This is a genomic window from Nocardia sp. NPDC051833 (assembly GCF_040681225.1).
GTDB lineage: Bacteria > Actinomycetota > Actinomycetes > Mycobacteriales > Mycobacteriaceae > Nocardia.
Window position 1 is genome coordinate 117,453 of the sequence record NZ_JBFAYK010000006.1, and the last position, 24,592, is coordinate 142,044.

Sequence of the window (24,592 nt, forward strand, 5' to 3'; positions counted from 1 at the left end):
GGCTCAGAAGGGCTCGGCGGCGGCGCGGCGGACGACCTCGCGAGCCAGCGGACCGTGCAGGGCGTCGACGGGGCGGCCGGGCAGGGAGTCGTCCTCGGTGTAGATCCAGCGCAGGATGTCCTCGTCGGTGTACTTGCCGTCGCGCATCACGGTGATGAGGCCGGGCAGCATCCGGACGATCTCGTCGTTGTCGTCGAAGAAGCGGGAGGGAATGCCTGCGACACCGTTGCGGCGGATCGCGAGGAGCTGGTGGTCACGCAGCAGCTGGTGCACGGCGGTGACCGGAACACCGAGTATGTCGGCGGCCTCGGGGAGCGAGACGACGGTTTCGGTGTCGGGCAGCACATCGTCGCTGCAAGGGAAGGCACTCACCCGCACAACCGTAGTACGTGCGACCTCGCGCGCATCGGCTGGCATGCCATCATGACCCGGTTACGATCGTGGGGGCCGCACACGGTGGCCTGGTCGCTTGTCGCAGTGTCGCGAGGGGTGCGAAGTTTGTGAAAGCCGGAGGACATCACTTGATCGGCCAGATGCTGGAAGGGCGCTATCGGATCGATGCGCCGATCGCTCGCGGCGGAATGTCGATGGTGTTCCGGGGCACCGACACCCGGCTGGATCGTCCGGTGGCGATCAAGGTGATGGATCCGAAGTTCGCCGGCGACCCCCAGTTCCTCACCCGCTTCGAGTTCGAGGCGCGGGCGGTGGCCAAGCTCAAGCATCCCGCGCTGGTGGCCGTGTACGACCAGGGTGTCGACGGTGAGTACCCGTTCCTGATCATGGAATTGGTCGAGGGCGGCACCCTGCGCGAGCTGCTGCGCGAGCGCGGCCCGATGCCGCCGCACGCGGTGCGCGCCGTCGCCGAGCCGGTGCTGCGCGCCATCGGCACCGCTCACGACGCCGGGCTCGTGCACCGCGACATCAAGCCGGAGAACGTGCTGATCTCCGATGCCGGCGAGGTGAAGATCGCCGACTTCGGCCTGGTCCGCGCCGTCGCCGCCGCCAACACCACCTCGGCCAGCGTCATCCTCGGCACCGCCGCCTACCTGGCGCCCGAGCAGGTCACCACCGGCACCGCCGACGCCCGCAGCGATGTGTACTCCTTCGGCATCCTGATCTTCGAGCTGCTCACCGGCCGGGTGCCGTTCACCGGCGACAACTCGCTCTCGGTCGCCTATCAGCGGGTCGAGAACGACGTGCCGCCGCCGAGCCAGTTCATCGGTGGCGTGCCGCCGGAACTCGACGCGTTGGTCGCCAAGGCCACCTCCCGCGATCCCGAACGCCGCTACGCCGACGCCAACGAGATGGCCGCGCAGCTGCAGATGATCGCCATGGAGCTGAACCTGCCGCCGTACCGGGTGCCCGCGCCCCGCGATTCGGCCGAGCACCTCAGCGAGAGCTACCGCACCGGCGACGCGCACCATCCCGGCGAGCGTCCGCTCACCCCGAATCCCGTTGCCGCGCATCCGATGCCGCACGCCCAGCCACAGCACACCCGGGTGGTCACCGCGCCCCGGCCGCGCCCTGACGACTACCAGTCCGCGCACTCCCCCGCCCCGCAGCAGCACAACCCGTTCGCGTCGAACGAGAACACCTCGCGCCGGACCGGCGTGGTCTGGGCGGCGATCGTCACCGCGCTGACCCTGCTGGTCGGCATCGGCGGCTGGTGGCTCGGGGTGGGCCGCTACACCGCCGTGCCGCCGATCGCGGGCATGGACTCCGAGCGCGCCGTCGCGGTGCTACAGGAGGCGGGCTTCGAGACGGTGCTGCGCAACAAGTCCTCCGACACCATCCCGGTAGGCGGGGTGGTCGGCACCGATCCGTCGGCGGGTTCGCGGGTCACCAAGAACTCCACCGTCGCGGTGCTGATCTCCAACGGCAAGCCGCGCGTGCCCGACATCAAGCCCGGCGACCAGATCAGCGCCACCAACCAGGCGATCCGCGACGCCGGTTTGCAGCCGATCGACAGCGGCGAGGCCCCGAGCACCGCACCGAAGGGTTCGCTGGCCAAGGTCGAGCCCGCCCCGGGCACCATCCTGCCGATGGGCGCCCAGGTGAAGGTGTACCGCAGCAAGGGCTCGCAACCGGTCAACGTGCCGGACGTGCGCGGCAAGACCGCCGAGGAGGCGGCCAGGGCCCTGACCAGCGCCGGGCTGACCGTGCGCGAGACCCGCGTGCAGTACGACAAGAGCGTCGAGGGCGACAAGGCGATCGGCACCGACCCCGCCGTCGGCACCACCCTGCAGTCCGGCGACAGCGTGACGCTGATCGTGTCGAACGCGGTGAAGGTGCCCAATGTGATGGGTCAGACCGTCGGCAACGCCCGCAGCAAGCTCCAGCAGCTGGGCCTGCGGGTGGAGGTCAAGTCCATCACCGACTCCGACAGCTCACTGGTGATCGGCCAGGTGCCGGGCTTCAACTCGAATGTGGAGGCGGGCAGCGTCGTGACGCTCACCGCCCTGCCTTGAAGGGATCCGGCCCCGGACAAGGACAAAGAGAAGCCCGGGCGCGGTCATCGCTGACCGCCCCGGGCTCGTCCTGACACTCAGCGCAGCATCTCGGCGACCAGGAACGACAGCTCCAGCGACTGCTGGGTGTTCAGGCGCGGGTCGCAGGCGGTCTCGTAGCGGTCCTCGAGGTCGAGGTCGGAGATGTCCTGCGCGCCGCCCAGGCACTCGGTGACGTTCTCGCCGGTCAGCTCGATGTGCAGGCCGCCGGGGTGGGTGCCCAGCGCGTGATGCACCTCGAAGAAGCCCTGCACCTCGTCGACGATGCGGTCGAAGTGGCGGGTCTTGAAGCCGGTGGACGACTCGTGGGTGTTGCCGTGCATCGGGTCGCACTGCCAGATCACCTGGTGACCGGTGGCCTGCACCTTCTCGATGATGGGCGGTAGCACGTCGCGCACCTTGCCGTTGCCCATCCGGGCGACCAGGGTGAGCCGGCCGGGCTCGTTGTGCGGGTCGAGCCGCTCGACGTACTCCACCGCCTGATCGGGCGTGGTGGTCGGGCCGATCTTCAGGCCGATCGGGTTGGCCAGCAGCTCGGCCAACGCGATGTGCGCGCCGTCGAGCTGGCGGGTGCGCTCGCCGATCCACAGGAAGTGCGCCGAGAGGTCGTAGAGCAGCGGTTCACCGGTCTCGGACTCGCTCAGCCGCAGCATCGCGCGCTCGTAGTCGAGCACCAGCGCCTCGTGCGAGGCGTAGATGCGGGCCGACTTCAGGCTCGGGTCGTTCACCTGACAGGCGGTCATGAAGCGCAGGCCGCGGTCGATCTCCTCGGCCAGTGCCTCGTAGCGGGCGCCCGCGGGCGACTGGGCGACGAAGTCGCGGTTCCAGTCGTGCACCTGGTGCAGGTCGGCCATGCCCGCGGTGGTCAGCGCGCGGACCAGGTTCATCGCGGCGCTGGCGTTGGCGTAGGCGCGGACCAAGCGCGAGGGATCGTGGCGGCGCAGCGCCTCGTCGGCGACCAGGGAGTTGACCATGTCGCCGCGGTAGGACTTCAGCCCGAGGGAGTCGACGTCGGAGGAGCGCGGCTTGGCGTACTGCCCGGCGATGCGGGCCACTTTCACCACCGGCAGGCTCGCGCCGTAGGTGAGCACGACGGCCATCTGCAGCAGGGTGCGGATGTTGCCGCGGATGTGCGGCTCGGTGTTGTCGGCGAAGGTCTCCGCGCAGTCACCGCCCTGCATGAGGAAGGCCTCGCCGCGCGCGACGGCGGCGAGCTGGGTCTTGAGCTCCTCCACCTCGGCGGGCAGGCAGATCGGCGGCACGCTCTCCAGCACGGTGCGCATCGTCGCGGCCTCGTCGGCGTCCCAGGACGGCTGCTGCAGCGCGGGCCGAGCCAGGGCGGCGTCGAGTCGGCTACGCAGCTCCGAGGGCAGCGGCGGCAGTTCCGGCAGGCGGTCAATGGGTACGTCGACGGTCCAGGTCACCAGATCAGAATACGGCTTTCGCCGCCCGGCGAATATCCGGCGTACCGGCTACCCGTTCGTCGCGCCCCCGAACCATCGTCATAGGGTTTCTCCCGACCCATCGTGGGTCACGGACCGCGTCGTCCTCCCCGGACGGGCACGGCCGCCCACCGGCACGAAGAGGCGATCTCCCTGCGATATTTCTACGACTCGGAATTCATCGAGGACGGCACCACGATCGATCTGATCTCGATCGGCGTCGTCTGCGAGGACGGTCGCGAGTACTACGCGGTCTCCACCGAATTCGACGCGGGCCGGGCCGGGCCATGGGTGCGCAAACATGTGCTGCCGAAGTTGCCGCCCGCGGGATCGCCGCTGTATCGCACCAGGGAACAGATCCGCGACGACCTGTTCAAGTTCTTCCTGCCCCGCGCCGGCGTGCAGCCGGAGCTGTGGGCCTGGGTCTCGGCCTACGACCACGTCGCGCTGTGCCAGCTCTGGGGTGACATGACCGCGCTGCCCAAGGGCATGCCGCGCTTCACCAACGAACTGCGCCAGCACTGGGCCGCGCACGGCAGCCCCGAACTGCCGCCGATCCCCGACGACGCGCACGACGCGCTGGCCGACGCCAGGCACAACCTGGCCAAGTTCGAGGCGATCGAGACCTACCGGCGCACCCCGCGGCTCTGAGCCCCCGGACAACGGGAAAGGCCCCGAGTCGTGTCGACTCGGGGCCTTTCTCGTGTGCGTGGTGCGCGGTCAGTGACCGTGCGGCTCGTCACCGTTGGCGCGGGCCTGCTCCTCGGCGAGGGCCGTGAGCATCTTGTGCTCCTCGGCGTGCTCGTTCGCGAAGTAGGCGTCCGACTCGGCCTTCGGGTCGGGGCGCAGGAAGCTACCCGTGCCCGGCTTGCCCGCCGAACCCAGCTTGTTCATCTTCTTGGGCACCGGGGCGCCCTGGTACTCCAGCGGGACCGCGTGGCCGTGGTCGTCGACCGGGCCCAGCGGCTGGTGCACCTCGATGTACTCACCGTGCGGCAGGCGCTTGATGACACCGGTCTCGATGCCGTGCTCGAGCACCGCGCGGTCACTGCGCTGCAGGCCGATGCAGAACCGGTAGGCCACGAAGTAGGCCAGCGGCGGCAGCAGCAGCACGCCGATACGACCGATCCAAGTGGTCGCGTTCAGCGAGATGTCGAACTTCAGCGCGATGATGTCGTTGACACACGACAGCGTGAGCACCACGTAGAACGCGATGGCCATGGCACCGATGGCGGTACGCACCGGCACGTCGCGCGGACGCTGCAGCAGGTTGTGATGCGCCGTGCGGTCGCCCGTGAGGCGCTTCTCGATCCACGGGTAGGCGATCAGCAGGGTGAACACCAGACCCATGATGAGGGCGACCCAGACCACGGCCGGAACCGTGTAGCGACCCAGGTAGAGCTCCCACGGCGGCATCAGACGCGCCAGACCGTCGGTCCACATCATGTAGAAGTCGGGCTGCGAACCCGCCGAGACCTGGGACGGGTTGTACGGGCCCAGGTTCCAGATCGGGTTGATCTGCAGGATGCCGCCCATGATGCCGACGATGCCGAGGGTGAACGCGAAGAACGCGCCCTGGTCCGCGGCGAACACCGGCACGATGCGCGCGCCGACCACGTTGTTCTCGGTCCGGCCGGGGCCGGGGAACTGGGTGTGCTTCTGGTACCAGACCAGCGCGACGTGCGCGCCGATCAGCGCCAGGATGATGCCGGGCAGCAGCAGCACGTGCGCGATGTAGAGACGCGGGATGATGATGTCGCCGGGGAAGTCGCCACCGAACATCAGCCAGTGCATCCAGGTACCGATGACCGGCAGGCTCATGGTGATACCACCGAACGCGGCCCGGAGACCGGTGCCCGACAGCAGGTCGTCGGGCAGCGAGTAACCGAAGAAGCCCTCGAACATCGCCAGGATCAGCAGCAGCGAGCCGATCACCCAGTTCGCCTCACGCGGCTTGCGGAACGCGCCGGTGAAGAAGATGCGGAACAGGTGGATGATGATCGACGCCGCGAACAGCAGGGCCGCCCAGTGGTGGATCTGCCGGACGAACAGACCGCCGCGCACCTCGAAGGAGATGTTCAGCGCGGTCTCGTAGGCCCGCGACATACCGACACCGCGCAGCGGCTGGTAGGACCCGTCGTAGGTGACGTGCGCCATCGACGGGTCGAAGTACAGCGTCAGGTAGATACCCGACAGCAACAGGATGATGAACGCGTACAGCGCGATCTCACCGAGCAGGAACGACCAGTGGGTCGGGAAGACCTTGTTGATCGACCGCTTCATGAACGCGGCGGCGCGATACCGCTCGTCCATCTCGTTGGCTTGGTTCGCCACCAGAGTGCTCATGAACGACGCTCCCAGAAGGCCGGGCCGAGCGGCTCGATGAAGTCGCCGTTGGCGACCAGGAAGCCCTCGGAGTTGACGGTGATCGGCAGCTGCGGGAGCGCGCGGGCGGCCGGACCGAAGACCGGCTTACCCCACTCGGTCGCCGAGAACTGCGACTGGTGGCAGGGGCACAGGATGCGGTTGGTCTGCTGCTCGAACAGCGAGGTGGGGCAGCCGAGGTGGGTGCAGATCTTCGAGTAGGCGAAGTAGTCGCCGTAGTTGAAGCTCTCCTGGCCCTTGCGCTTGATCGCCTTCTCCGCGTCCGCGGTGCGCAGACGGATCAGCATGACCGCGTTACGGATGCCGCGCAGCGACTGCAGCGTGTCGTGCTCGTTGCCGCGCCACTTCTCCTTCCACGGGAAGACGGTCTCCATGGCGCCCGCGTCCAGATCCTCCGGACGCACCAGCACGACATCCTGCGGACGACCGGTGTCGCGGCGGATGTAGATGGTCTCGCCCGGGAAGTCCGGGGTCCAGCCCGAGACCCACAGCGGCGACTTGTCGCGCTTGGCCCACGGGTTCTTCACCATGCCGCCGACGAACACCAGCAGCGCGCCGATACCCAGCACGCCGACGCCGGCGCCCGCGGTACCGAGCATCATCTTGCGGCGACCCAGGGTGGAGGTGTCGAGCGCGTCCTGCAGCTCGGCCGCCAGGGTGCGGCGCTCGACCTCGTCGGACGGGCCGTCGTGGCGCTGCTGGATCGAGATCTCGGCGGGGATGAACCGCTTGCGGATCAGCACGACCGCGATACCGATGACCAGCACCGAGATGCCGAAGGTCAGGCCGACCAGCGGGGTGAACAGCGAGTAGGCGGCATGGCCCTCGTCGCCGTAGCCCTTCCACTCCCACGGCCAGAACAGGAAGACGCCGATCAGCGCGGCGGCGGCCAGACCCGAGATGGCGAACCAGAAGGTGACCGCGCGCTCGGCGCGCTTCTCCGCGCGGGTGCCGGGCACCGGCCAGCGCTCGCCGCGGTACGCGACATCGACGCCGTCGCGCGCGGTACCGAGCTCGACCAGCTCGTCACGCGTCATCGCGTCCAGTTCGGCTTCGGTCGGTTCCCGACCCATGTCGTTGTGCTCCTGTCCACTCATGTGCGAGATCCGATCCACATCGCGGCACCCACCACAGCGGTGATGCCGATAACCCAGATCGCCAGACCTTCGGTCGCCGGGCCGAAACCGCCGAGGTCCCAGCCGCCGGGCGACTTCTCTTCCGCGGCGTTCTTGACGTAGGCGACGATGTCGCGCTTCTCCTCCGGCGTCAGCTGCCGGTCGGAGAACTTCGGCATGTTCTGCGGGCCGGTGAGCATGGCGTCGTAGATCTGCTGCTCGTTGGCCTCGGCCAGCGGCGGGGCGAACTTGCCGCCGGACAGCGCGCCACCGCGGGCGGTGAAGTTGTGGCAGGAGGCGCAGTTCATGCGGAACAGCTCCGAACCACGGGCGATGTCGTCGCCACGCAGCGATTCCTGCGCGATCTCACCGTTGGCGTCGCGGATCACCGAGGGGCCACCGCCGTTGGCGGCGACGAACGCGCCGAGCGCGTCGGTCTGATGCGCGTCGAACTTCTCGGGCTTGCGCATGGCCTGGGCCTCGTTGCGCGCCATCGGCATGCGGCCGGAGGACACCTGGAAGTAGACGGCGGCCTCGCCGACGCCGATCAGGCTGGGGCCGCGGTCCTCGACACCCTGCAGGTTCGCGCCGTGGCAGGTGATGCACGAGGTCTCGTAGAGCTGCTTGCCCTCGCGGATCAGCGCGGACTGGTCCTCGTGCGCGGTGGCGACCTGGGGCGCGGGGGTGAGCGCCGCGGCGAGGAAGCCGGCTCCGACCAGACCAACCAGCAACGCGAGGCCACCCGCGATACGACGGCGAACGCGACGCTGCTTACGCGCCTTGGTGGCCTGACCGTTGTCAGGGCCGGCGGGCTCGGGGGCCGACGGGGGAGATGAACTCATCTGTGTCCCTTTGGAGTAGACGGAACCGACTTGTGCAAATGCTGTGCGCCCGCGCCTAGCGGACGAAGTAGATCGTGGCGAACAGCCCGATCCAGACGATGTCGACGAAGTGCCAGTAGTAGGACACCACGATCGCGGCGGTGGCCTGCGCGGGCGTGAACTTGCTCATCTTGGTGCGGATCAGCAGGAACACGAAGGCGATCAGACCGCCGATCACGTGCAGACCGTGGAAGCCGGTGGTGATGTAGAAGACCGAGCCGTACGAGCTGCCGGAGATGGTGGTGCCCTCGTGCACGAGGTGGTAGTACTCGTAGCCCTGGCCGAAGACGAAGAACGCGCCCATCAGCAGGGTGATCACGTACCAGCGGCGCAGGCCGAACACGTCGCCCTTCTCCGCGGCGAACACACCCATCTGGCAGGTGAACGACGAAGCGACCAGCACGGCCGTCACCGGGACGGCGAGCGTCATATTGAGCTCGGTCGGCTCCGGGGGCCAGTTGCCGTGCGCCTGCGCGCGCGCAACGAAGTACATGGCGAAGAGGCCGGCGAAGAACATCAGCTCGCTCGACAGCCAGATGATGGTTCCGACGCTGACCATGTTGGGCCGGTTCAGCGAATGCACACGCTGAGTAATGGCCGATCCTGGGGTGCCTACTGCGGTCGTCACGGGGTAAGTATGACTCTTCGTAGTACGACAGCTGTACCCGGGTACGAAAGTTTGTCGCGGGAGTCGGAAAACCCACGCACAGAGGGGGTCTACGACCTCTGTCGGCGTGTTGGCGACGATCACGTGACAACCGATTGTGACAGCGTTGGATGTGGATAACCTGAGACGAGGAGGCGGCGATGGTCGTGGTGCGGATGTGGCGGCGGTTGTTCGGCGGACAGAGCGAGTCGCTCGACCCGGCGCGGACCGATCTGGTCGTGGTCGCGTCGAGCTTCGACGACGCCGAGGCCTGCTCGGCGGCGCTGGACCGCGCCGGTGACCTCGACCGCGACGCCGACGCCGTGCTGCGCCACCATCTGCGCCTGCCCGCGGACCGGATCGACGCGGCCGCCGAGATCGCCGGATACGACGGCTACACGCGGGCCGAGGCCGTGGACACCGCCGCGGGCGAGCTGGTGCCGGTGGTCCTGCAGCGGGTGCAGCGCCTCGATCCGCTGACCTGTTCGCAGGAGCGATCCCGGATGGCCGGGCTCGCGCAGCGCCACGACGGCGTCGCCGACGGCTGGGACGCGCTGCAACCACCCCGTCCCGCGCCGTAAACTCTGCCAACGGCGCAATAGGCTTGCGCTACCCCGCCGCGCCCGATCAGAGTTGCGCGATGGCGATGTCGAACGGAGATGCGGAGCAGATGAGCGTGCGCAGCTGGCCCCAGGTGCTCGGAACCCTCGCCGACGGCGGCGACCTGGCCGCGGACGACACCACCTGGGTGATCGACGAGATCTTCACCGACAACGCCACCGCCGCCCAGATCGCGGCCTTCGGTGTCGCCATGAAGATCAAGGGCCCTACTCCCACCGAGCTGGCGGGCATGGTCGCGGGCATGCTCGGGCACGCCCGCCTGGTGCATGTCGACGGCGACGCGGTCGACATCGTCGGCACCGGCGGCGACCGCTCCGGCTCGGTCAACATCTCCACCATGTCCTCGGTGGTCGTCGCGGCCGCCGGAGTGCCGGTGGTCAAGCACGGCAACCGGGCCGCGTCGTCCAAGGCCGGGGGCGCCGACGTGCTCGAGGCGCTGGGCGTGAAGCTGGCGCTGGGCCCGGAGTCGGTGGCGCGGTCGGTGCGCGAGGCCGGGATCGGCTTCTGTTTCGCGCCGCTGTTCCACTCGGGGCTGCGCTTCGCCGGTCCGGCGCGCAAGGAGATCGGCATCCCGACCGTGTTCAACGTGCTCGGCCCGCTCACCAACCCCGCCCAGCCGCGCGCGGGGCTGATCGGCTGCGCGTTCGTCGACCTGGCCCCGGTCATCGCGGGAGTGTTCGCCGAGCGTGGCGCCAGTGCCCTGGTGGTGCGCGGGCGCGACGGGCTCGACGAGATCACGACGTCCGACGTCACCGATGTGTGGGTGGTCAGCGGCGGGCGGATCCGGCAGACCGTGCTCGATCCGACCCGGCTCGGGATTCCCCGGGTCGAGCTGGACGCGCTGCGCGGCGGTGACGCCGTGGTCAACGCGGGCATCGCGCGCGAGATGTTCGCGGGCACGCCGGGCGCGGTGCGCGACGCGGTACTGCTCAACTCGGCCGCGGCGATCGTGGCCTACGACCTCTCGCGCGGCGAGGGCGACGTCGACCTGGATCTGGACGCCGCCCTGACCGCCGGGCTCGAGCGCGCCGCGGCCGCGGTGGACAGCGGCGCGGCGGCGAAGCTGCTGCAGAGCTGGGCCGAGCTCACCCAGGTCCTCGACGAGGCCTGAGCGAGCGAAAGCCTCACTCCCCCAGCGAGAATCCGGCTTCCACGTCGGCGCTGGAGTACGACTTGAAGGCGATGTGCGTGGTGGTGCGCACCACGCCGGGCACCTTGTCGATGCCGCTGGTGACGACCTCGGCGATGCGCTCGTGATCGCGCACCCGCACGATCGCGATCAGATCGACGTCACCGGCGCAGGAGTACACCTCGGCGACGCCTGCGGTGTCGGCGAGGGCCTGCGCGGTCTCGGGGATACGAGAGTTCTCGGCCTGGATCAGCACGATCGCGGTAATCATGGGATCAGCCTAGAACTTCAGGGGTCTCGGTGGCCGCTTTGAACCTGCGCATCAGGTCCAGGCTCTTCACGCCGGGCGCCGATTCCACCGAACTGGACACGTCGACGCCGTAGGGGCGGTGCCGGGCGATGGTGTCGGCGACATTGTCGGCGTCGAGCCCGCCCGCCAGCACGACCTTGCCGGGCAGCGCGCGCACCCAGTCGGGGAACTCCTCGAAGATCCCGGAGCCTGCGCTGGCGTCGTAGAAGAAGTATTCGCTGGTCTGCTCGGGTGCGGGCGGGGTGGACGAGCAGAACGCCAGGTTCGGCAGGTCGGCCCACTGGTAGAGCTGCACGACGTCGAAGGCGTCGGCCACCTCGGCGACCTCGGCCGCCGCCAGGGCCACCGCGAAGGTGGTGATCCGGCCGCGCGCGTAGTCGGCCAGGGCGCGGGCCTGCGCGGGCGTGCGGTAGCGCTTGCTCTTGGGCGTGACCATGACGCCGATCGCGGAGTACCCCAGTTCGACGGCCCAGTCGATCTGCTCCTCGGTGGTCAGGCCGCACACCTTCACGAACATTCGCACCTTCGCCCTTTCTCCCGCCGTCACCGGATGTGACAGGCGGTTCCATGATCCTCCGGGCGCGCGGTCACCGTTCGGCCAGGTAGCGCTCCTCCGGGCTGAGGGTGGTGGCGGCGGTGCGGGCCAGCTCGGCCCAGCCCTTCCAGCGGGCCGCACCGTGCAGTGGTTCGTGGTAGCCGTCGCTGGTGCGGACGATGCGGGCGCCGGGCTTGCCCAGCCAGCGGGCGATGACGCCGACCTCCTCGGGCGGGGCGCCGCGCAAGGGGGGAAGGTCGTCGACCGCATCGCCCAGATCGGGGACGACCGTCTCGGCGGCGGCAACGATCTGGTCGACGATCGCCATGGGCGGGGTGCCGCGCCGCGCGGTGCCCGCGGCGGCGAGGCGGCCGTAGCGGATCACCGAGAACTCCCAGCCGCCGGCGCCGTCGGGCAGGGCGACGATCAGTTCCGCGAGCCGGGCCAGGGCGGCGAGGCGCTGGGTGCGGTGCAGCATCGTGACGACGGCGGCGGTGCGATCCCGTAATCGGGCGGCTGCCTCGAAATGCTCGGCGGTGGAATGGGTTTCGATGCGATCGAGCATGGCCCGCAGCACCGCGTCGGAGCGGCCGGTGAGCAGCTCGCGAACCGCGTCGACGGCCGGGGCGTAGCCAGTGACGTCCAGGTCGTCGGGGCGCGCGGCCGGGCAGCCGCCGACCACCGCGGGCGGGCAGGTGTGCCGGGCCGTGCGGGTGAGGCGGGTCGCGCAGGTCCGCAGCCCGGCGAACTCGGCGATCGTCAGGGCCACGTCGACGGCGTCGGTACGGGAACCGAACGGCCCCACCGCCGTTCGCGTCGGCGTCCGCACCGCGGTGAGCCGGGGGAAGGCCTCGTCGCTGAGGGTGAGCCACCAGCCGCGCCGGGGGAACTTCGAGCGGCGGTTGTAGGGCGGCGCGTGCGCGGCCAGCAGCCGCAGCTCGCGCACCCCCGCTTCCAGCCCGTGCGCGCACACCACGTGGTCGACCCGGATCGCCAGGGCCACCATCTCTTTCATCCGGCCGCGGGTCTCCGAACCGGTGAAGTAGGTACGGACGCGACGGCGCAGGTTGACCGCGGTCCCTATATAGAGGACTTCGTCGGACGGTCCACGGAACAGATAGACACCCGGCGCGGACGGCAGATCGCCCGCGAAGGTGCGCTTGGCGCGCTGGGTCCCGGTCACGCCGGGCAGATAGTCGAGCAGCTCGGTCAGGCTGTGCACGCCCTGGTTGCCGACCCGGCCGATCAGCGCGTGCAGCACGTCGACCGTGGCGCGGGCGTCGTCGAGGGCGCGGTGCGTCGGCGTGGTCGACGCGCCCAGGATCTGCGCGAGCACGCCGAGCCGCGCCGAGGGCGCCTCGTCGCGGGTCAGCACCCGCCGGGCGAGCTTGACCGTGCACAGCACCTGCGGATTCGGCCAGGCGATGTCCTGCCGGGCGGCGGCGGCTTTGAGGAACGCGGTGTCGAAGCGGGCGTTGTGCGCCACCAGGACCGCGCCCGCCGCGAATTCGAGGAAACCCGGCAGCACCGCCTCGATCCGCGGCGCCTCGTACACCATGGCGGTGGTGATCCCGGTGATCTGCACGATCGCGGGCGGGATCGCGAACCCCGGATTCACCAGGGTCGCGAACTCCCCCAGCACTTCTCCCCCGCGCACCTTCACCGCCCCGATCTCGGTGATCGAGTCCCCGTCCGGGCTGGTCCCGGTCGTTTCCAGGTCGACGACGACGAAGGTGGTGTCGTACAGCGGTGTGTCGAGTTCGTCGAAGGCCAGCTGACGCGCGGCAGCCGGGAGCGGAACGGGATCGGGCACGGCGAGAGCGTAGGACGGGGGTCCGACATGCTCGCCGTGCCGAACTCAGTTGCCCGTCGGCGGCACCCAGTTCGGCGGCAGGGTGACGCGGGGGCGCGTGGTCGGCCAGGGGTATCCGGTCGGCAGGCGATCCGCCGGGAACTGCGGAAAGGTGCGCGGCAGCGGGATATACGACGGCGGCCGGTAGTACGAGGGCAGCGTGCGCGAGGCCGGACCGGTCGACGGGGAATCGGGGTTCTCGGTCGTGGCACCCAGCGCGGCCAGGATCACGAGCAGGACCACGACGCCGATCACCGCCCACCCACCGGCGCCGCCGCCGGAACCGCGCGCACCCAGGTATTCCTGGCGCCACGCGGGATCAGGCGGCATCGGTGGGTATGCCGCCGCCGCGAGCGCCGGAGCGGGCGGCGAGGTCGACGATTCCCGCTCCGGCGAGGACGCGCGGTCCGCCGCCGGATCGGGAATCCGCGCCAGCAGCTCACGCACCTCCGGCGCGTAGGACGGATCGAGCTCGGCCGCCCGGCGCAACCACGTCTCGGCCTCGGCCCAGCGCCGCCGCTGCACGGCGTGACTGCCGAGCAGAAACAACGCCTCCACATTGTCCGGGTCCAGCCGCAGCGCCTCCGCGAGCGCGGCTCGGCCCGCCGCGGCCCGTTGGGAGGCCACCTTGGCGCCCTGCCAGAGCACCCGGCCGCGCACCACGTGCAGGACCGCGTTCGCCGGCTCGAGCTCGACCGCGGTGTCGATGGCGGCCATGGCGGCCTTGCGGTCGCGATGGACCACGACGGTCGCCAGGATCCGATGACATTCGGCCGACCAGGGATCCAGTTCGACGCACCGCGACGCCGCCCGCGTCGCCGCGTCCTCGTGCGCGAGAGCGGCGGGCCGGTCGGATTCGTAGAGCTCGCCGAGGAGCCCGTGCTCGCTCAGGGCCAGCAGTTTCCACGCGAAGACGTTCTCCGGGTCCAGGCGCAGCGCCGTGCGCGCGGACTCGGCGGCGGTGGCGGTGTCACCGGAGCGCAGCCAGGAATAGGCCAGCTGGGCGTGGGCGTCGCCGTTGTCGGGCTCGGCGGCCAGCAGGGGCGCCAGCTCCGCCCTGGCGGCCTCGAAGCGGCCGAGGTCGATCAGGGCGGCGGCGCGGTCGAGATGGTGGTCGCTCATCGGCGCGGGCGTCAGCGCTGCTTCATCCGCTTCAGATACAGCGCCAGGTCGTCATAGCTGCCGTCGCCGTTGGCGAATTCGACCACATTGCGGGCGGATTCGAACCAGGCGCCGGTGCTCGGCCGGATCTGCGCCAGCGCCTCCTGGATATCGGCCATGCCGATCGGGCGCACCTCACCGGAGCGCATCGAGTCGGCCATCGCCAGTTGGGTCGCCGAGGTGCAGACGTGGGCGAGGTCGGCGCCGGACAGTCCGTCGGTCCGCGCGGCCAGCGCGGTCAGGTCGATGCCCGCCACCGGGCGATCGCGCAGGTTGTAGTGCAGGATCGCGCGCCGCGCCGCCGCGTCGGGCAGGCCGACGAAGATCATCCGGTCGAACCGGCCCGGCCTGCGCAGGGCGACGTCGACGTCCCACGGATGGTTGGTCGCGCCGAGCACGAAGACGCCCTCGTTGCTGTGGGTGGCCGAGTCCAGCTCGGTGAGCAGCTGGTTGACCACGGTGCGCATGGTCGAGGAACCGTGCATCTGGCTGCGCTTGTGCCCGAGCGCGTCGACCTCGTCCAGGAACAGCACGCAGGGCGCGTTGCGCCGGGCCATCTCGAAGATGCTGTGCACATTGCGCTCGCTGGCGCCGGTGTAGATGTCGAGGATGTCGGTGATCTCGATCGGATAGAAATTGGCGCCGAGCTCGCCGGCGACGGCGGAGGCGAGAAAGGTCTTGCCGCAGCCGGGCGGGCCGTAGAGCAGCAGGCCGCCGCGCGCCGAGGTGCCGAAGGCCTTGGCCAGTTCCGGGTTGCGCAGCGGGGCGAGCAGGGTCAGGTCCAGCTGCCGCTTCACCTCGTCCATGCCGCCGACATCGGCCAGTCGCCGGGTCGGGCGCTCGACGGTGGCGGCGTCGTCGTCGGTGACGTACTCGGTGGGAGTGTCGACGAAGGCCGGTTCGATGATGTCGCCGACCTGGTTCTCCGCGGCGGCCCAGTCGTAGTCGGCCGCGGCACCGGCGACCGGAGCGGCGGCGGGTGCCGGTGCCGTCGTCGGCGCGGGCGAGCCGCCGGACAGCGCCGTCGTGCAGCGCGTCATCAGGGCCAGGACCTGCGCGTTTCCCGGATGGTGGCCGAGGGCCACGCCACAGTGGGCCAGCGCGTCGGCGTAGCGGCCGCGGTCGAGATACAGCTCGATGACGCACACGCGCAGCGCGAGCACCTCCGGGCTGCGCTCCACCATCGTGAGCAAATCGGTCAATACCTGGTCGTCGGCCACCCGCGCCCCCTTCGAACTGCGAACATTCGGCCGTACCCTAACCGCCGCACCAGGTTTCGCGGAACCGGAAACCTCGAGTCCCACCTACCGGGACCCCCGCCACCCGGGCCCACCGTCCCACCCGCCCCCGGCAATTCGCCGCGAGACTTTCGTTCCGATGCGAACAAAATGACCCCGAGCAGACCCGAATGAGACCGGGCTCACAGTTTGCCGAAGATCACATGACTCGACCGAATTCCATCGGGTAAGACCGATTACCGCTCGACGGCCGCCGGAGCGCCCGGCACGCCGCCCGCGGGCACGACTGGGCGACCGACCGGTTCATGAGCCGACGCGCGGAGACGACCTGGGGATTCACCCCTAGGGGTAGACCAATAGGCCGCGAAGAAGCCGTCCGCGACGCGCCGGGTAGCGACCGGGAAGCTCCTCGGAGCCGACCTGGCGTTATCGTTTCGTGATTGGTGTGACGCAGCTCGCACGGAATGTTCGGGTGAATCTCTCGAATTGCCTTTCGGACCGATGTCCGACTTTACAAACCACCGTGATGCCTTCGTAACCTTTTCGAGACCTCACGGAGTCCCCTCGGCCACGAACGGTTCAACGGGATGAAGCCCGCCGCGTCATACGGACCCGGCGTCGTGGGGCAGATTGGAAGTACCCGCATCATGGCGACCAACACCGTCAAGCGTCAGGCGCAGCGAGCCGTTGCCGCCGGAGCCGTCGGCGCTGCCACCATCGGCGCGTTCCTCCTGCCGGCCGCTCCCGCGTCGGCGACGCCGGTCACTGTCCCCGGTATCGGCACCTTCGAGGTGCCCAACGAGATCCCGCTGCCGCAGGGTATCCCCGGCATCGAGACCCCGTCGGTCCCGCAGACCTTCACCGCGCCGCGCGCCACCGCCGCCGACATCGCCCTCGATGCCGCGCTGAGCAAGGTCGGGTCCCCCTACGTCTACGGTGCCGCGGGCCCGGACGCCTTCGACTGCTCGGGCCTGGTCCAGTGGGCCTACCGCCAGGCGGGCATGGAGCTGCCGCGCACCAGCGGCGCCCAGCTCGGCGCTGGCACCCCGGTGGCCTTCGAGGACCTGCGTCCCGGCGACCTGGTGTCGTTCTACGGCGGCGGCCACTCCGGCCTGTACGCGGGCGACGGCAATGTCGTGCACGCGGCCACCTCGGGCAGCCCGGTGCACGTCGCCTCGGTCTCCTCGATGCCGTTCGCGGGCGCTCGCCGCTTCTGATCGACGGGTGCGGTGCGTCGTTCGCGGGGAAGGGCGCACCGTGACCCCTCCGTGGCCTACTGGACACGGGCACACGCGGTTCCGTAACCTGATCGAGACCTTCTCAGCGGACGAGAGGGTCCGGTTCGGGTAAAGGCGCTGCATCGGCGGACATCGAGAGAACGGGGCACGGCGCACTGTGACTGACCACCACCGGAACCCACGCGTCGCGCGTGGCATCGCCGGAGCCATGTCCGCCGCGATCCTGGTGTGCGCCACCTATGCCGCAGGCCCCGCCCTCGCCGATCCGATCGCCCTGCCGACGACCGCGGGCGACGCGATCGCCCGGATGATCGACCTCTCCCGGCAGGCCGAGGCCCTCAACCAGGCCTCGCTCGACGCGCAGTCCGATCTCGACGCCAAGTGGGCCGTCCAGCGCGAGGCCGACGACAAGCTGGCCGCCAGCACCGCCGTCGCCGACGCCGCCCGCGCCGAGGTCCGCAAGTTCCAGCCGATGATCGATCGCACCGCGATCGCCATGTACACCGGCGCGCGCACCGATCGCATGTTCGCGGTGCTGTCGAGCAATTCACCGCAGCAGCTGCTGGACAAGATGTCCACGCTGGATGTGCTCGCGCAGCAGACCGCCGACAGCGTGCGCCAGTTCAAGAAGGCCGCCGACGCGGCCACCGCCGCCGAATCGGTCACCCGCGCGGCCGCCGACACCGCCCGCGCCGCGACCGCGGCCGCCGAGGCCGTGCGCGCCGACGTCGACCGCAAGCGCACCGATCTCACCGTGGCCACCACCCAGGTCGTCGAGGCCTGGGGCGCGCTCTCGGCCAAGGACAAGTCGACCCTGGCCGGTTCGCCCTTCCCGCCCGGCTTCGATCGCGACTCCCTGCTGCAGGGCCTGGTCCCCGGCAGCGGCACCAGCGCGCTGGCCGCCGCCCTGACCCGCATCGGCGACCCGTACGTCTGGGGCGCCACCGGCCCCGACCAGTTCGACTGCTCCGGCCTGGTGCAGTGGGCGTTCAAGCAGGTCGGCAAGAACGTTCCGCGCACCAGCTCCCAGCAGGCGAACTTCGGCACCCCGGTGGCCAAGGACGATCTGCAGCCCGGCGACGTCGTGCTGTTCTACCCCGAGATCTCGCACGTCGGGATCTACGCGGGCAACGGCATGATGGTGCACGCCTCCACCTTCGGTGTCCCGGTCGCCGTCGCGCCGATCAACACCACCCCGTTCCACTCGGCCCGGCGATACTGAGCCGGCGGTGACCGATCCGTCCCGCCGCGCGTCCGGCCTACGCTCCTGGTTCTCGGCCAACGGCCGCCTCGAATTCGCGCTCACGCTCGCCTCGGTCACCCTGTTGACCGGGGCGTGCGTCGCACTGATCCTGGTACCGCGCAACGCCGGTCCGCTGCAACTGGCCACCGACGAGGCCGAAGTGCTCGACACCACTGCGGGCATCGACGACCCCCGGCTGACCCCCGTGCGCCGCGAACTCCAGCCGTACGGGCCGATCCTGGTGCGCCGGGTCGCCGCGGGCGGCGAGGCCGACGCGCTCGTGGTCGCCCACTCCGGCCACCGCGCCGATATCGACGTCCTGGAGAAACAGCTCGCCCCGGCGATCGCCGACGTGAGCGCCGCCTGGGGCACCGACTGGAATCGCGCGCCGGTGCTCGTCGTCGCCGGCACGCCCACCGAGTTCACCGCGCTCACCAGGGCGGCGGGCGCCGCCACCGGCGCCGACGTGGCCGCGGTCTCGCTCACCGGCTCCTACGTGCCCGGCACCCGGCCGACCGACCAGCGGATCGTGTTCAACCCCGACGCCCGCCGCCGGGTCGGCGACGAGGGCATGGCGACCCTGCTGCGCCACGAACTCACCCACGTCGCGACCAGGGCGGCCACCGCCGACGGCGCGCCGCTGTGGCTGGTCGAGGGCTACGCCGAATACGTCGCCCAGCGCGCGGGGGCCAGCACGTTCTCCCAGATCGCGCCGACGCTCACCACCCGCCTGCGCGCGGGCACCCTGCCCACCGAGCTGATCGGCGACGCCGACTTCACCGGCACCGACGCCCCCTACGCCTACGAATCGGCCTGGAGCGCGTGTGCCTTCCTCGCCGACCGCTACGGCCCGGCCGCCCTCACCACGCTGTACAAGAAGCTCGCCACCGGCCCGCAGTCCGCCGCGGCCCAGGACGCGGCCTTCGCCGCCGTGCTCGGCGCCTCTCGCGCCGACCTGCTCGACGGCTGGCGCGCCTGGTTACGTGGCCGCGCCGTCTGACCACCGACCGCCTCCCGACCGCCCCCTCGCCGAGTCACATCGTGACGCTGACCTATTAGGTTGTTCACTTATGGCCCGAACTCTGCTGGTTACCAATGATTTCCCGCCTCGGCCGGGCGGCATCCAGTCCTATCTCAACGCGCTGGCCGATCAGCTGCCGCCGGACGACCTGGTCGTCTACGCGCCGCGCTGGCGCGGTGACAGCCACGAGAAGTTCGACGCCGCGCAGAAGTTCCGCGTGGTTCGGCATCCGACGACGCTCATGCTGCCGACGCCCGGCGTGATCAAGCGCGCGGGCAACCTGCTGCGCGAACACGGCTGCGACACCGTGTGGTTCGGCGCGGCCGCGCCGCTGGCCGCGATGGCGCCGATGCTGCGCCGCGCGGGCGCCGAGCGCATCCTGGCCAGCACCCACGGCCACGAGGTCGGCTGGTCGATGCTGCCGGGCGCGCGACAGGTGCTGCGCTCGATCGGCGAGAACACCGACGTCGTCACCTACGTCAGCAAGTACACCCGGGGCCGGTTCGCCTCGGCCTTCGGGCCGCGCGCCGCGCTGGAGTACCTGCCGCCGGGTGTCGACCCGGCCGAGTTCCGGCCCGACCCGGGCGCGCGCGCCGAACTGCGCGCCCGCTACGGCCTCGGTGACCGCCCGACCGTGCTGTGCCTGTCGCGGCTGGTCCCGCGCAAGGGCCAGGACATGCTGATCGTGGCGATGAGCGAGATCCGCGAACGCGTCGACGGCGCGGTCCTGGTGATCGCGGGCGGCGGCCCGTACGAGATCCGGCTGCGCGGGCTGGCCGAGGCGCTCGGGGTCTCCGATTCCGTGGTGTTCACCGGCCGGGTGCCCTCGGGCGAGCTGGCCGCCCACCACACCATCGCCGACGTCTTCGCGATGCCGTGCCGCACTCGCGGTGCCGGGCTGGACGTCGAAGGCCTCGGGATCGTCTACCTGGAGGCCTCGGCCACCGGCGTGCCGGTGGTGGCCGGCAGCTCCGGCGGCGCGCCCGAGACCGTCCGCGAGGGCGAGACCGGGCTGGTGGTGCACGGACGCTCCGCCGAGCAGATCAGCGACGCCCTCGTCGAGCTGCTCACCGACCGCGACAAGGCGGCCGCCATGGGCGCCGCGGGCCGCGTGTGGGTGGAGGAGAACTGGCACTGGGACCGCCAGGGCGCCCGGCTGCGGCAGCTGCTGCGGTGACACCCCGGCCGCGTCCGGTGTGGCGTCCACTACGCTCAGCGAGGTGAGCAGTATCCAGGTCGCAGATCAGACCTTTCTCGCGGCGCCGCCCGCCGCGATCGCCGACGTGCTGAGCGCCACGAACAACTGGCGCCGCTGGTGGCCCGATCTCCGTCTCGACGTCCGGGAGGATCGCGGCGACAAGGGCATCCGCTGGACGGTGGCGGGCCCGCTGGACGGGACCATGGAGGTATGGCTGGAAGCCGTCCCCGAGGGCGCCATCCTGCACTACTTCCTGCACGCCGAGCCCACCGCGGCCAAGCCGATGACGCCGCGCGCGGTTGCCGCGGCGAACCGGGCCCGCCGGGTGGCGGGCAAGCACATGTCGTTCGAATTGAAGGCACGGCTCGAGGCCGGTCGACCCGCGGGCGTCGCGCCGGCGGCCGCCGCGGCGTCCTGACGCCGTAGGCCCCGACTGCTCGTCCCGCACGAAAGGAACCGTTGTCCGCCATGGCCGACCGGACCCAGAGATCGATCGTCATCGAGGCGCCGTCGCAGCAGGTGATGGCCGTCATCGCGGACCTGGCGTCCTATCCGGAATGGGTGGCGGCCGCGCAATCGGTCGAGGTGCTCGACACCGACGCCGCCGGGCGGGCGGCGACCGCCCGGTTCGTGCTGGACGCCGGCGTCGTCAAGGACACCTACGTGCTGGCCTACACCTGGCGCGCCGACGGCCACGCGGTGAGCTGGCGGCTGCTCAGCGGTGACCTGCAGAAGGCCCAGGACGGCAGCTACGAACTGCGCGACCGGCCCGACGGCAGCACCGAGGTCGTCTACGAGCTGACCGTCGACTTGAACATCCCGATGATCGGCATGTTCAAGCGGAAGGCCGAGAAGGTGATCACCGATACGGCCTTGAAGGAACTGAAGAAGCGGGTCGAGGGCTGAGCGCCCCGGGCGGTACCCGCGTCGAACTGTTCGTCGGTAAGGGCGGGGTCGGCAAGACGACGCTGGCCTGCGCGACGGCCATGGCCTACGCCCGCGCCGGGCAGCGGGTGCTGATCGCCTCGCTGGACCAGGCGCATTCGCTCGGTGACGCGCTCGGCTTCCGCTTCCCACACGATCCGGGCACCGTCGCCGGGGTGGCCAGAGTGGCGCCCGGGCTCGAGGTGATCGAGATCGATTCCCTCGCGCTGCTCGAGGACCGGTTCCGCGATGTCGTGCGGATGCTGGCCAAGGGCGGCGGCCACGATCACGGCGTCGACCTGACCGCGATCGACCCGGCCGAGCTGACCGGGCTGCCGGGCGTGCAGGAACTGCTGATGCTGGTGGAGATCGCCCAGTACACCGAGGAGGACGACTGGGACGTCATCGTCGTCGACTGCCCGCCCTCGGCCGACATGCTGCGCCTGGTCACCGCGCCGGACACGCTGCTCACCTATCTCGAACGGCTCTGGCCGCGGCACGCCCGCTCGATGAGCGCGATCGGCCCCGACCTGCGCAAGGCGGTGCTGGCGGCCACGGTCGAGCGGATCGTCACCGCGGTGGGCGGGGTCCGCGACCTGCTCGCCGACCGCACCCGCACCAGCGCCCGGCTGATCACCGGTCCCGAGCAGGTGGCCGTCGCCGAGTCCCGGCGCGTGCGGTCGGCGGCCGCGCTGCTCGGCCTGCGGCTGGACGCGGTGGTGGTGAACAAGGTGCTGCCGCAGGTGCCCTCGCCCGGCGAGAGCGCCCATCCGGCCGTGCACTGGTACCTGAACCGCCGCGCCGAGCAGCTCGAGGTGGTGGCGCGGCTGCACGAGCAGCTCACCGACGTCCCGATCCTGATCGCCCAGCACGCGGGCGCCGAGCCGGTGGGGCTGAGCGCGCTGTCGGCGTTCTCCTACGCGGTCGACACGCTGCCCAGCCCACACGCTCAGAGCGCGCATTCGGGCGAACCGATGGTTCGATGGGAGTCCGGCTCCGGTGTCGACTCCGTGTACGCGATGCGGATGCGGCTGCCGGTGGTCGATCCCGGCACCTTGCGGCTGGGCCGAGTGGAGGACGATCTGATCGTGGGAGCCGACGGGGTACGCACACGCGTCCGGCTCGCGCCGGTGCTGCAACGCTGCACGGTGGCGGGCGCCGAGCTCGACGACGGTCATCTGGTGGTCCGCTTCCGGCCCGATCCGCAGGTCTGGCCCGCCGATCCGAACTACACGAAGGCCACCGCAGATGAGCAGTGACTCCCAGTCCGACCGCCGCGGCCACCACCCCGACGGCTTCGCCGAGTTCACCGAGGAGCTGCGGCTGCTGGCCGAAGTACTGCTGGCCAGAGTCGAACCCGTACTGCGCCGCACCGCCGCCGACGGCCAGGCCGATCTCGGCGGCTGCGCCTGGTGCCCGGTCTGCGCGGCGGCGGCCCTGATGCGCGGCGAACACCACGACGTGGTCGCCGCCCTCGCCGAGCACGGCACCTCGATGGTGACGGTGCTGCGCGAGGCGCTCGCCGGTGTCCCCGTGGAGCCGGTGCTGCCGCCCGAGTGGGCCGAATACGCCGCCGGACACCATGATTCGCACGAGTCCGGGTGGGCGCACCACGACGGCGCCACCGGGGACCGGCCGGACGCGGACAGCCACGACGGAGCGTCCGGTCACAGCACCACGCCCGGCCCGGGTGCGCAGCAGGAAGACACGGCGGCACCGGATTCCGGCGCAGCGCCGAACAGCACCGCGGCGCACGCCCGCGACACGTTCCCGGCCGCGGACGAATCCCCCGCCGACACGGCGACCCGCTCCCGCCTGCGCTGGGGTTCGGCCCGTCCCGACGGCACCCCGCGCCCCCGCCGGGTCGACGAATTCGCCGCGCCCCGGCCACAGGGCGCACCGGCACGCCCCGGCGCCGCCGCGCAGGTCCCGGCCGACACCGGGTCCGGCACCGGCCGTTTCGCCACGCAGGCGTCGACCGAGACCGAGCACCCCGAGCGTCCCCACGGCGACCGATCCCGTCCCACCCGCGCGCCACGCTCGCGTTATGTCGACATTCCGGTGACGATCCGGGGATGACCCAGGGGATCGACCGTCAACACCTGCTCACCGTCGGCATCGATGTCGGTGGCACGAACATCCGCGCCTCGGTCGTCGACGCCGAGGGCGAGGTGCTCGATTCCGTGCAGGCCCCGACGCCGCACGCGGCGCGCGCGCTCGAGGACGCCATCGACCGCGCGGTCCGCGACCTCGCGCGCAGGCATCCGATCGCCGCGGTCGGGCTGGCCGTCGCCGGTTTCATCTCCGAGGACCGCTCGACGGTCCGGTTCGCGCCGCACCTGCCCTGGCAGGACGCCCCGGTCGCGCAGCGGCTGACCGCCCGCCTCGGCCTGCCGGTGATCCTGGAGCACGACGCGAACGCCGCGGGCTGGGCCGAGTACCGCTTCGGCGCGGCCGCGGGCGGGCACACCGTGGTCCTGGTCGCGATCGGCACCGGCATCGGCGCCGCCCTGCTCATCGACGGCAAGCTCTATCGCGGCAGCCACGGCGTCGCGCCCGAACTCGGGCATCTGCAGGTGGTGCCAGAAGGCAGGGCCTGCGCGTGCGGCAAGCGCGGCTGCTGGGAGCGCTACTGCAGTGGCACCGCGCTGGCCGACACCGCGATCGAACTGCTGGCCACCGATCCGGTGCGCTCGGTGCTCGCCGGGGACGTCATCCGCGATCCCGGCTCGCTGACCGGCCGCCGGGTGGCGGGCGCCGCCCAGGACGGCGATCCGCTCGCGGTCCGGGTGATGGCCGACTTCGCGCGCTGGCTCGGGCTCGGCCTGGCCTTCGTCAGCGACATCTTCGATCCCGATCTGGTGGTGATCGCCGGCGGCGTGAGCAGTTCGGCGCCGCTGTTCCTCGACGAGGCCCGCGAGCACTACGCGCGCGCGGTCACCGGCGCCGGGCACCGGCCCCTGGCCCGCCTGCGCACCACCCAGCTCGGCGAGGCCGCGGGCATGATCGGCGCGGCCGAATTGGCCAGGGCCGCGGTCGACACGCCGGTGGCGGGCCGGAGCGGGAGATGAGCGTCACAACCCTGTGATGCGGCTACCGTCTCGGGTTGGTTGTGACCTGCGACCAGCGGTAAAGTCGGTTTCCGA

The 24,592-nt window shown here is 70.8% G+C and carries 24 protein-coding genes; 13 read left to right on the forward strand and 11 right to left on the reverse strand.

Translation table 11 applies throughout. From position 1 onward, the window contains the following. Positions 1 to 3: 3 nt before the first annotated feature. A complete protein-coding gene (locus tag AB0L91_RS32430; protein ID WP_365016427.1) occupies positions 4 to 372 on the reverse strand; it encodes an Rv2175c family DNA-binding protein in 369 nt (122 codons plus the stop codon). A 161-nt stretch (positions 373 to 533) separates the two neighbouring features. Here AB0L91_RS32430 and pknB point away from each other — a divergent pair, with 161 nt between their 5' ends. Further along, complete coding sequence (gene pknB, locus AB0L91_RS32435) at positions 534 to 2,468, forward strand: Stk1 family PASTA domain-containing Ser/Thr kinase (RefSeq protein WP_365016470.1); 1,935 nt, start codon at positions 534 to 536, stop codon at positions 2,466 to 2,468. Positions 2,469 to 2,545: 77 nt separating this feature from the next. Here the strand turns inward: pknB and AB0L91_RS32440 are convergent, their stop codons facing one another. Next, complete coding sequence (locus AB0L91_RS32440) at positions 2,546 to 3,931, reverse strand: class II 3-deoxy-7-phosphoheptulonate synthase (RefSeq protein WP_355280124.1); 1,386 nt, start codon at positions 3,929 to 3,931, stop codon at positions 2,546 to 2,548. 171 nt (positions 3,932 to 4,102) lie between these two features. Here AB0L91_RS32440 and AB0L91_RS32445 point away from each other — a divergent pair, with 171 nt between their 5' ends. Next, the gene (locus tag AB0L91_RS32445; RefSeq protein WP_365016472.1) at positions 4,103 to 4,600 is read left to right on the forward strand and encodes a polyadenylate-specific 3'-exoribonuclease AS; all 498 of its coding nucleotides are present in this window, start codon (positions 4,103 to 4,105) and stop codon (positions 4,598 to 4,600) included. Positions 4,601 to 4,669: 69 nt separating this feature from the next. Here AB0L91_RS32445 and AB0L91_RS32450 read toward each other — a convergent pair whose 3' ends face one another. The 4 genes from AB0L91_RS32450 to AB0L91_RS32465 are packed head-to-tail and all read right to left on the reverse strand — an operon-like array spanning position 4,670 to position 8,958. Continuing rightward, positions 4,670 to 6,295 (reverse strand): cytochrome bc complex cytochrome b subunit, encoded by a 1,626-nt coding sequence (locus tag AB0L91_RS32450; protein ID WP_365016430.1) that lies wholly within the window; start codon positions 6,293 to 6,295, stop codon positions 4,670 to 4,672. Beyond that, a complete protein-coding gene (locus tag AB0L91_RS32455) occupies positions 6,292 to 7,431 on the reverse strand; it encodes a ubiquinol-cytochrome c reductase iron-sulfur subunit (RefSeq protein WP_365016431.1) in 1,140 nt (379 codons plus the stop codon). Before AB0L91_RS32455 ends, AB0L91_RS32450 begins: the two co-directional genes overlap by 4 nt. Then, positions 7,428 to 8,291, reverse strand: a complete 864-nt coding sequence (locus tag AB0L91_RS32460) for a cytochrome c (RefSeq protein WP_355280118.1) — start codon at positions 8,289 to 8,291, stop codon at positions 7,428 to 7,430. Before AB0L91_RS32460 ends, AB0L91_RS32455 begins: the two co-directional genes overlap by 4 nt. A 55-nt stretch (positions 8,292 to 8,346) precedes the next feature. Further along, positions 8,347 to 8,958: a heme-copper oxidase subunit III gene (locus AB0L91_RS32465; protein WP_355280117.1), complete on the reverse strand. Its 612-nt coding sequence runs from the start codon at positions 8,956 to 8,958 to the stop codon at positions 8,347 to 8,349. A 179-nt stretch (positions 8,959 to 9,137) separates the two neighbouring features. Here AB0L91_RS32465 and AB0L91_RS32470 point away from each other — a divergent pair, with 179 nt between their 5' ends. Together AB0L91_RS32470 and trpD are read left to right on the forward strand one after the other, a co-directional pair. Further along, entirely contained in the window at positions 9,138 to 9,557 is a 420-nt protein-coding gene (locus AB0L91_RS32470) for a hypothetical protein (RefSeq protein ID WP_365016433.1), read from the forward strand. An 89-nt stretch (positions 9,558 to 9,646) separates the two neighbouring features. Beyond that, positions 9,647 to 10,708, forward strand: coding sequence for an anthranilate phosphoribosyltransferase (gene trpD / locus AB0L91_RS32475; protein ID WP_365016474.1), 1,062 nt, complete (start codon positions 9,647 to 9,649; stop codon positions 10,706 to 10,708). Positions 10,709 to 10,721: 13 nt separating this feature from the next. Here trpD and AB0L91_RS32480 read toward each other — a convergent pair whose 3' ends face one another. From AB0L91_RS32480 to AB0L91_RS32500, 5 genes are all read right to left on the reverse strand, one after another. Beyond that, positions 10,722 to 10,997, reverse strand: coding sequence for an Lrp/AsnC ligand binding domain-containing protein (locus AB0L91_RS32480; RefSeq protein ID WP_218717263.1), 276 nt, complete (start codon positions 10,995 to 10,997; stop codon positions 10,722 to 10,724). A gap of 4 nt (positions 10,998 to 11,001) precedes the next feature. Next, on the reverse strand, positions 11,002 to 11,553 hold the full coding sequence (locus AB0L91_RS32485; RefSeq protein ID WP_365016435.1) for a hypothetical protein: 552 nt from the start codon (positions 11,551 to 11,553) through the stop codon (positions 11,002 to 11,004). A gap of 70 nt (positions 11,554 to 11,623) precedes the next feature. Next, entirely contained in the window at positions 11,624 to 13,384 is a 1,761-nt protein-coding gene (locus AB0L91_RS32490; RefSeq protein ID WP_365016437.1) for a DEDD exonuclease domain-containing protein, read from the reverse strand. 45 nt (positions 13,385 to 13,429) lie between these two features. Then, positions 13,430 to 14,545 (reverse strand): tetratricopeptide repeat protein, encoded by a 1,116-nt coding sequence (locus AB0L91_RS32495; RefSeq protein WP_365016439.1) that lies wholly within the window; start codon positions 14,543 to 14,545, stop codon positions 13,430 to 13,432. An 11-nt stretch (positions 14,546 to 14,556) separates the two neighbouring features. Continuing rightward, positions 14,557 to 15,804 carry an ATP-binding protein gene (locus tag AB0L91_RS32500; RefSeq protein ID WP_365016441.1) on the reverse strand — a complete coding sequence of 416 codons (1,248 nt, stop codon included), beginning with the start codon at positions 15,802 to 15,804 and terminating at the stop codon, positions 14,557 to 14,559. A gap of 665 nt (positions 15,805 to 16,469) precedes the next feature. Here AB0L91_RS32500 and AB0L91_RS32505 point away from each other — a divergent pair. The 9 genes from AB0L91_RS32505 to AB0L91_RS32545 all read left to right on the forward strand — a co-directional run bounded on the left by AB0L91_RS32505 (position 16,470) and on the right by AB0L91_RS32545 (position 24,517). Next, positions 16,470 to 17,039, forward strand: a complete 570-nt coding sequence (locus AB0L91_RS32505; RefSeq protein WP_355280102.1) for a C40 family peptidase — start codon at positions 16,470 to 16,472, stop codon at positions 17,037 to 17,039. Positions 17,040 to 17,268: 229 nt separating this feature from the next. After that, positions 17,269 to 18,282, forward strand: a complete 1,014-nt coding sequence (locus AB0L91_RS32510) for an NlpC/P60 family protein (protein WP_365016444.1) — start codon at positions 17,269 to 17,271, stop codon at positions 18,280 to 18,282. A gap of 7 nt (positions 18,283 to 18,289) precedes the next feature. Continuing rightward, positions 18,290 to 19,303: a hypothetical protein gene (locus tag AB0L91_RS32515; RefSeq protein ID WP_365016446.1), complete on the forward strand. Its 1,014-nt coding sequence runs from the start codon at positions 18,290 to 18,292 to the stop codon at positions 19,301 to 19,303. A gap of 70 nt (positions 19,304 to 19,373) precedes the next feature. Continuing rightward, positions 19,374 to 20,501: a glycosyltransferase family 4 protein gene (locus AB0L91_RS32520; protein WP_355280095.1), complete on the forward strand. Its 1,128-nt coding sequence runs from the start codon at positions 19,374 to 19,376 to the stop codon at positions 20,499 to 20,501. Positions 20,502 to 20,544: 43 nt separating this feature from the next. After that, on the forward strand, positions 20,545 to 20,940 hold the full coding sequence (locus AB0L91_RS32525; RefSeq protein WP_365016448.1) for a polyketide cyclase / dehydrase and lipid transport: 396 nt from the start codon (positions 20,545 to 20,547) through the stop codon (positions 20,938 to 20,940). A gap of 50 nt (positions 20,941 to 20,990) precedes the next feature. After that, a complete protein-coding gene (locus AB0L91_RS32530) occupies positions 20,991 to 21,428 on the forward strand; it encodes an SRPBCC family protein (protein WP_355280090.1) in 438 nt (145 codons plus the stop codon). 26 nt (positions 21,429 to 21,454) lie between these two features. Next, the gene (locus AB0L91_RS32535; RefSeq protein WP_365016476.1) at positions 21,455 to 22,705 is read left to right on the forward strand and encodes an ArsA family ATPase; all 1,251 of its coding nucleotides are present in this window, start codon (positions 21,455 to 21,457) and stop codon (positions 22,703 to 22,705) included. Continuing rightward, the gene (locus tag AB0L91_RS32540) at positions 22,695 to 23,525 is read left to right on the forward strand and encodes a hypothetical protein (protein ID WP_365016451.1); all 831 of its coding nucleotides are present in this window, start codon (positions 22,695 to 22,697) and stop codon (positions 23,523 to 23,525) included. Before AB0L91_RS32535 ends, AB0L91_RS32540 begins: the two co-directional genes overlap by 11 nt. Beyond that, a complete protein-coding gene (locus AB0L91_RS32545; protein ID WP_355280085.1) occupies positions 23,522 to 24,517 on the forward strand; it encodes an ROK family protein in 996 nt (331 codons plus the stop codon). The genes AB0L91_RS32540 and AB0L91_RS32545 overlap by 4 nt, the downstream gene beginning before the upstream one ends. Positions 24,518 to 24,592: the final 75 nt, after the last annotated feature.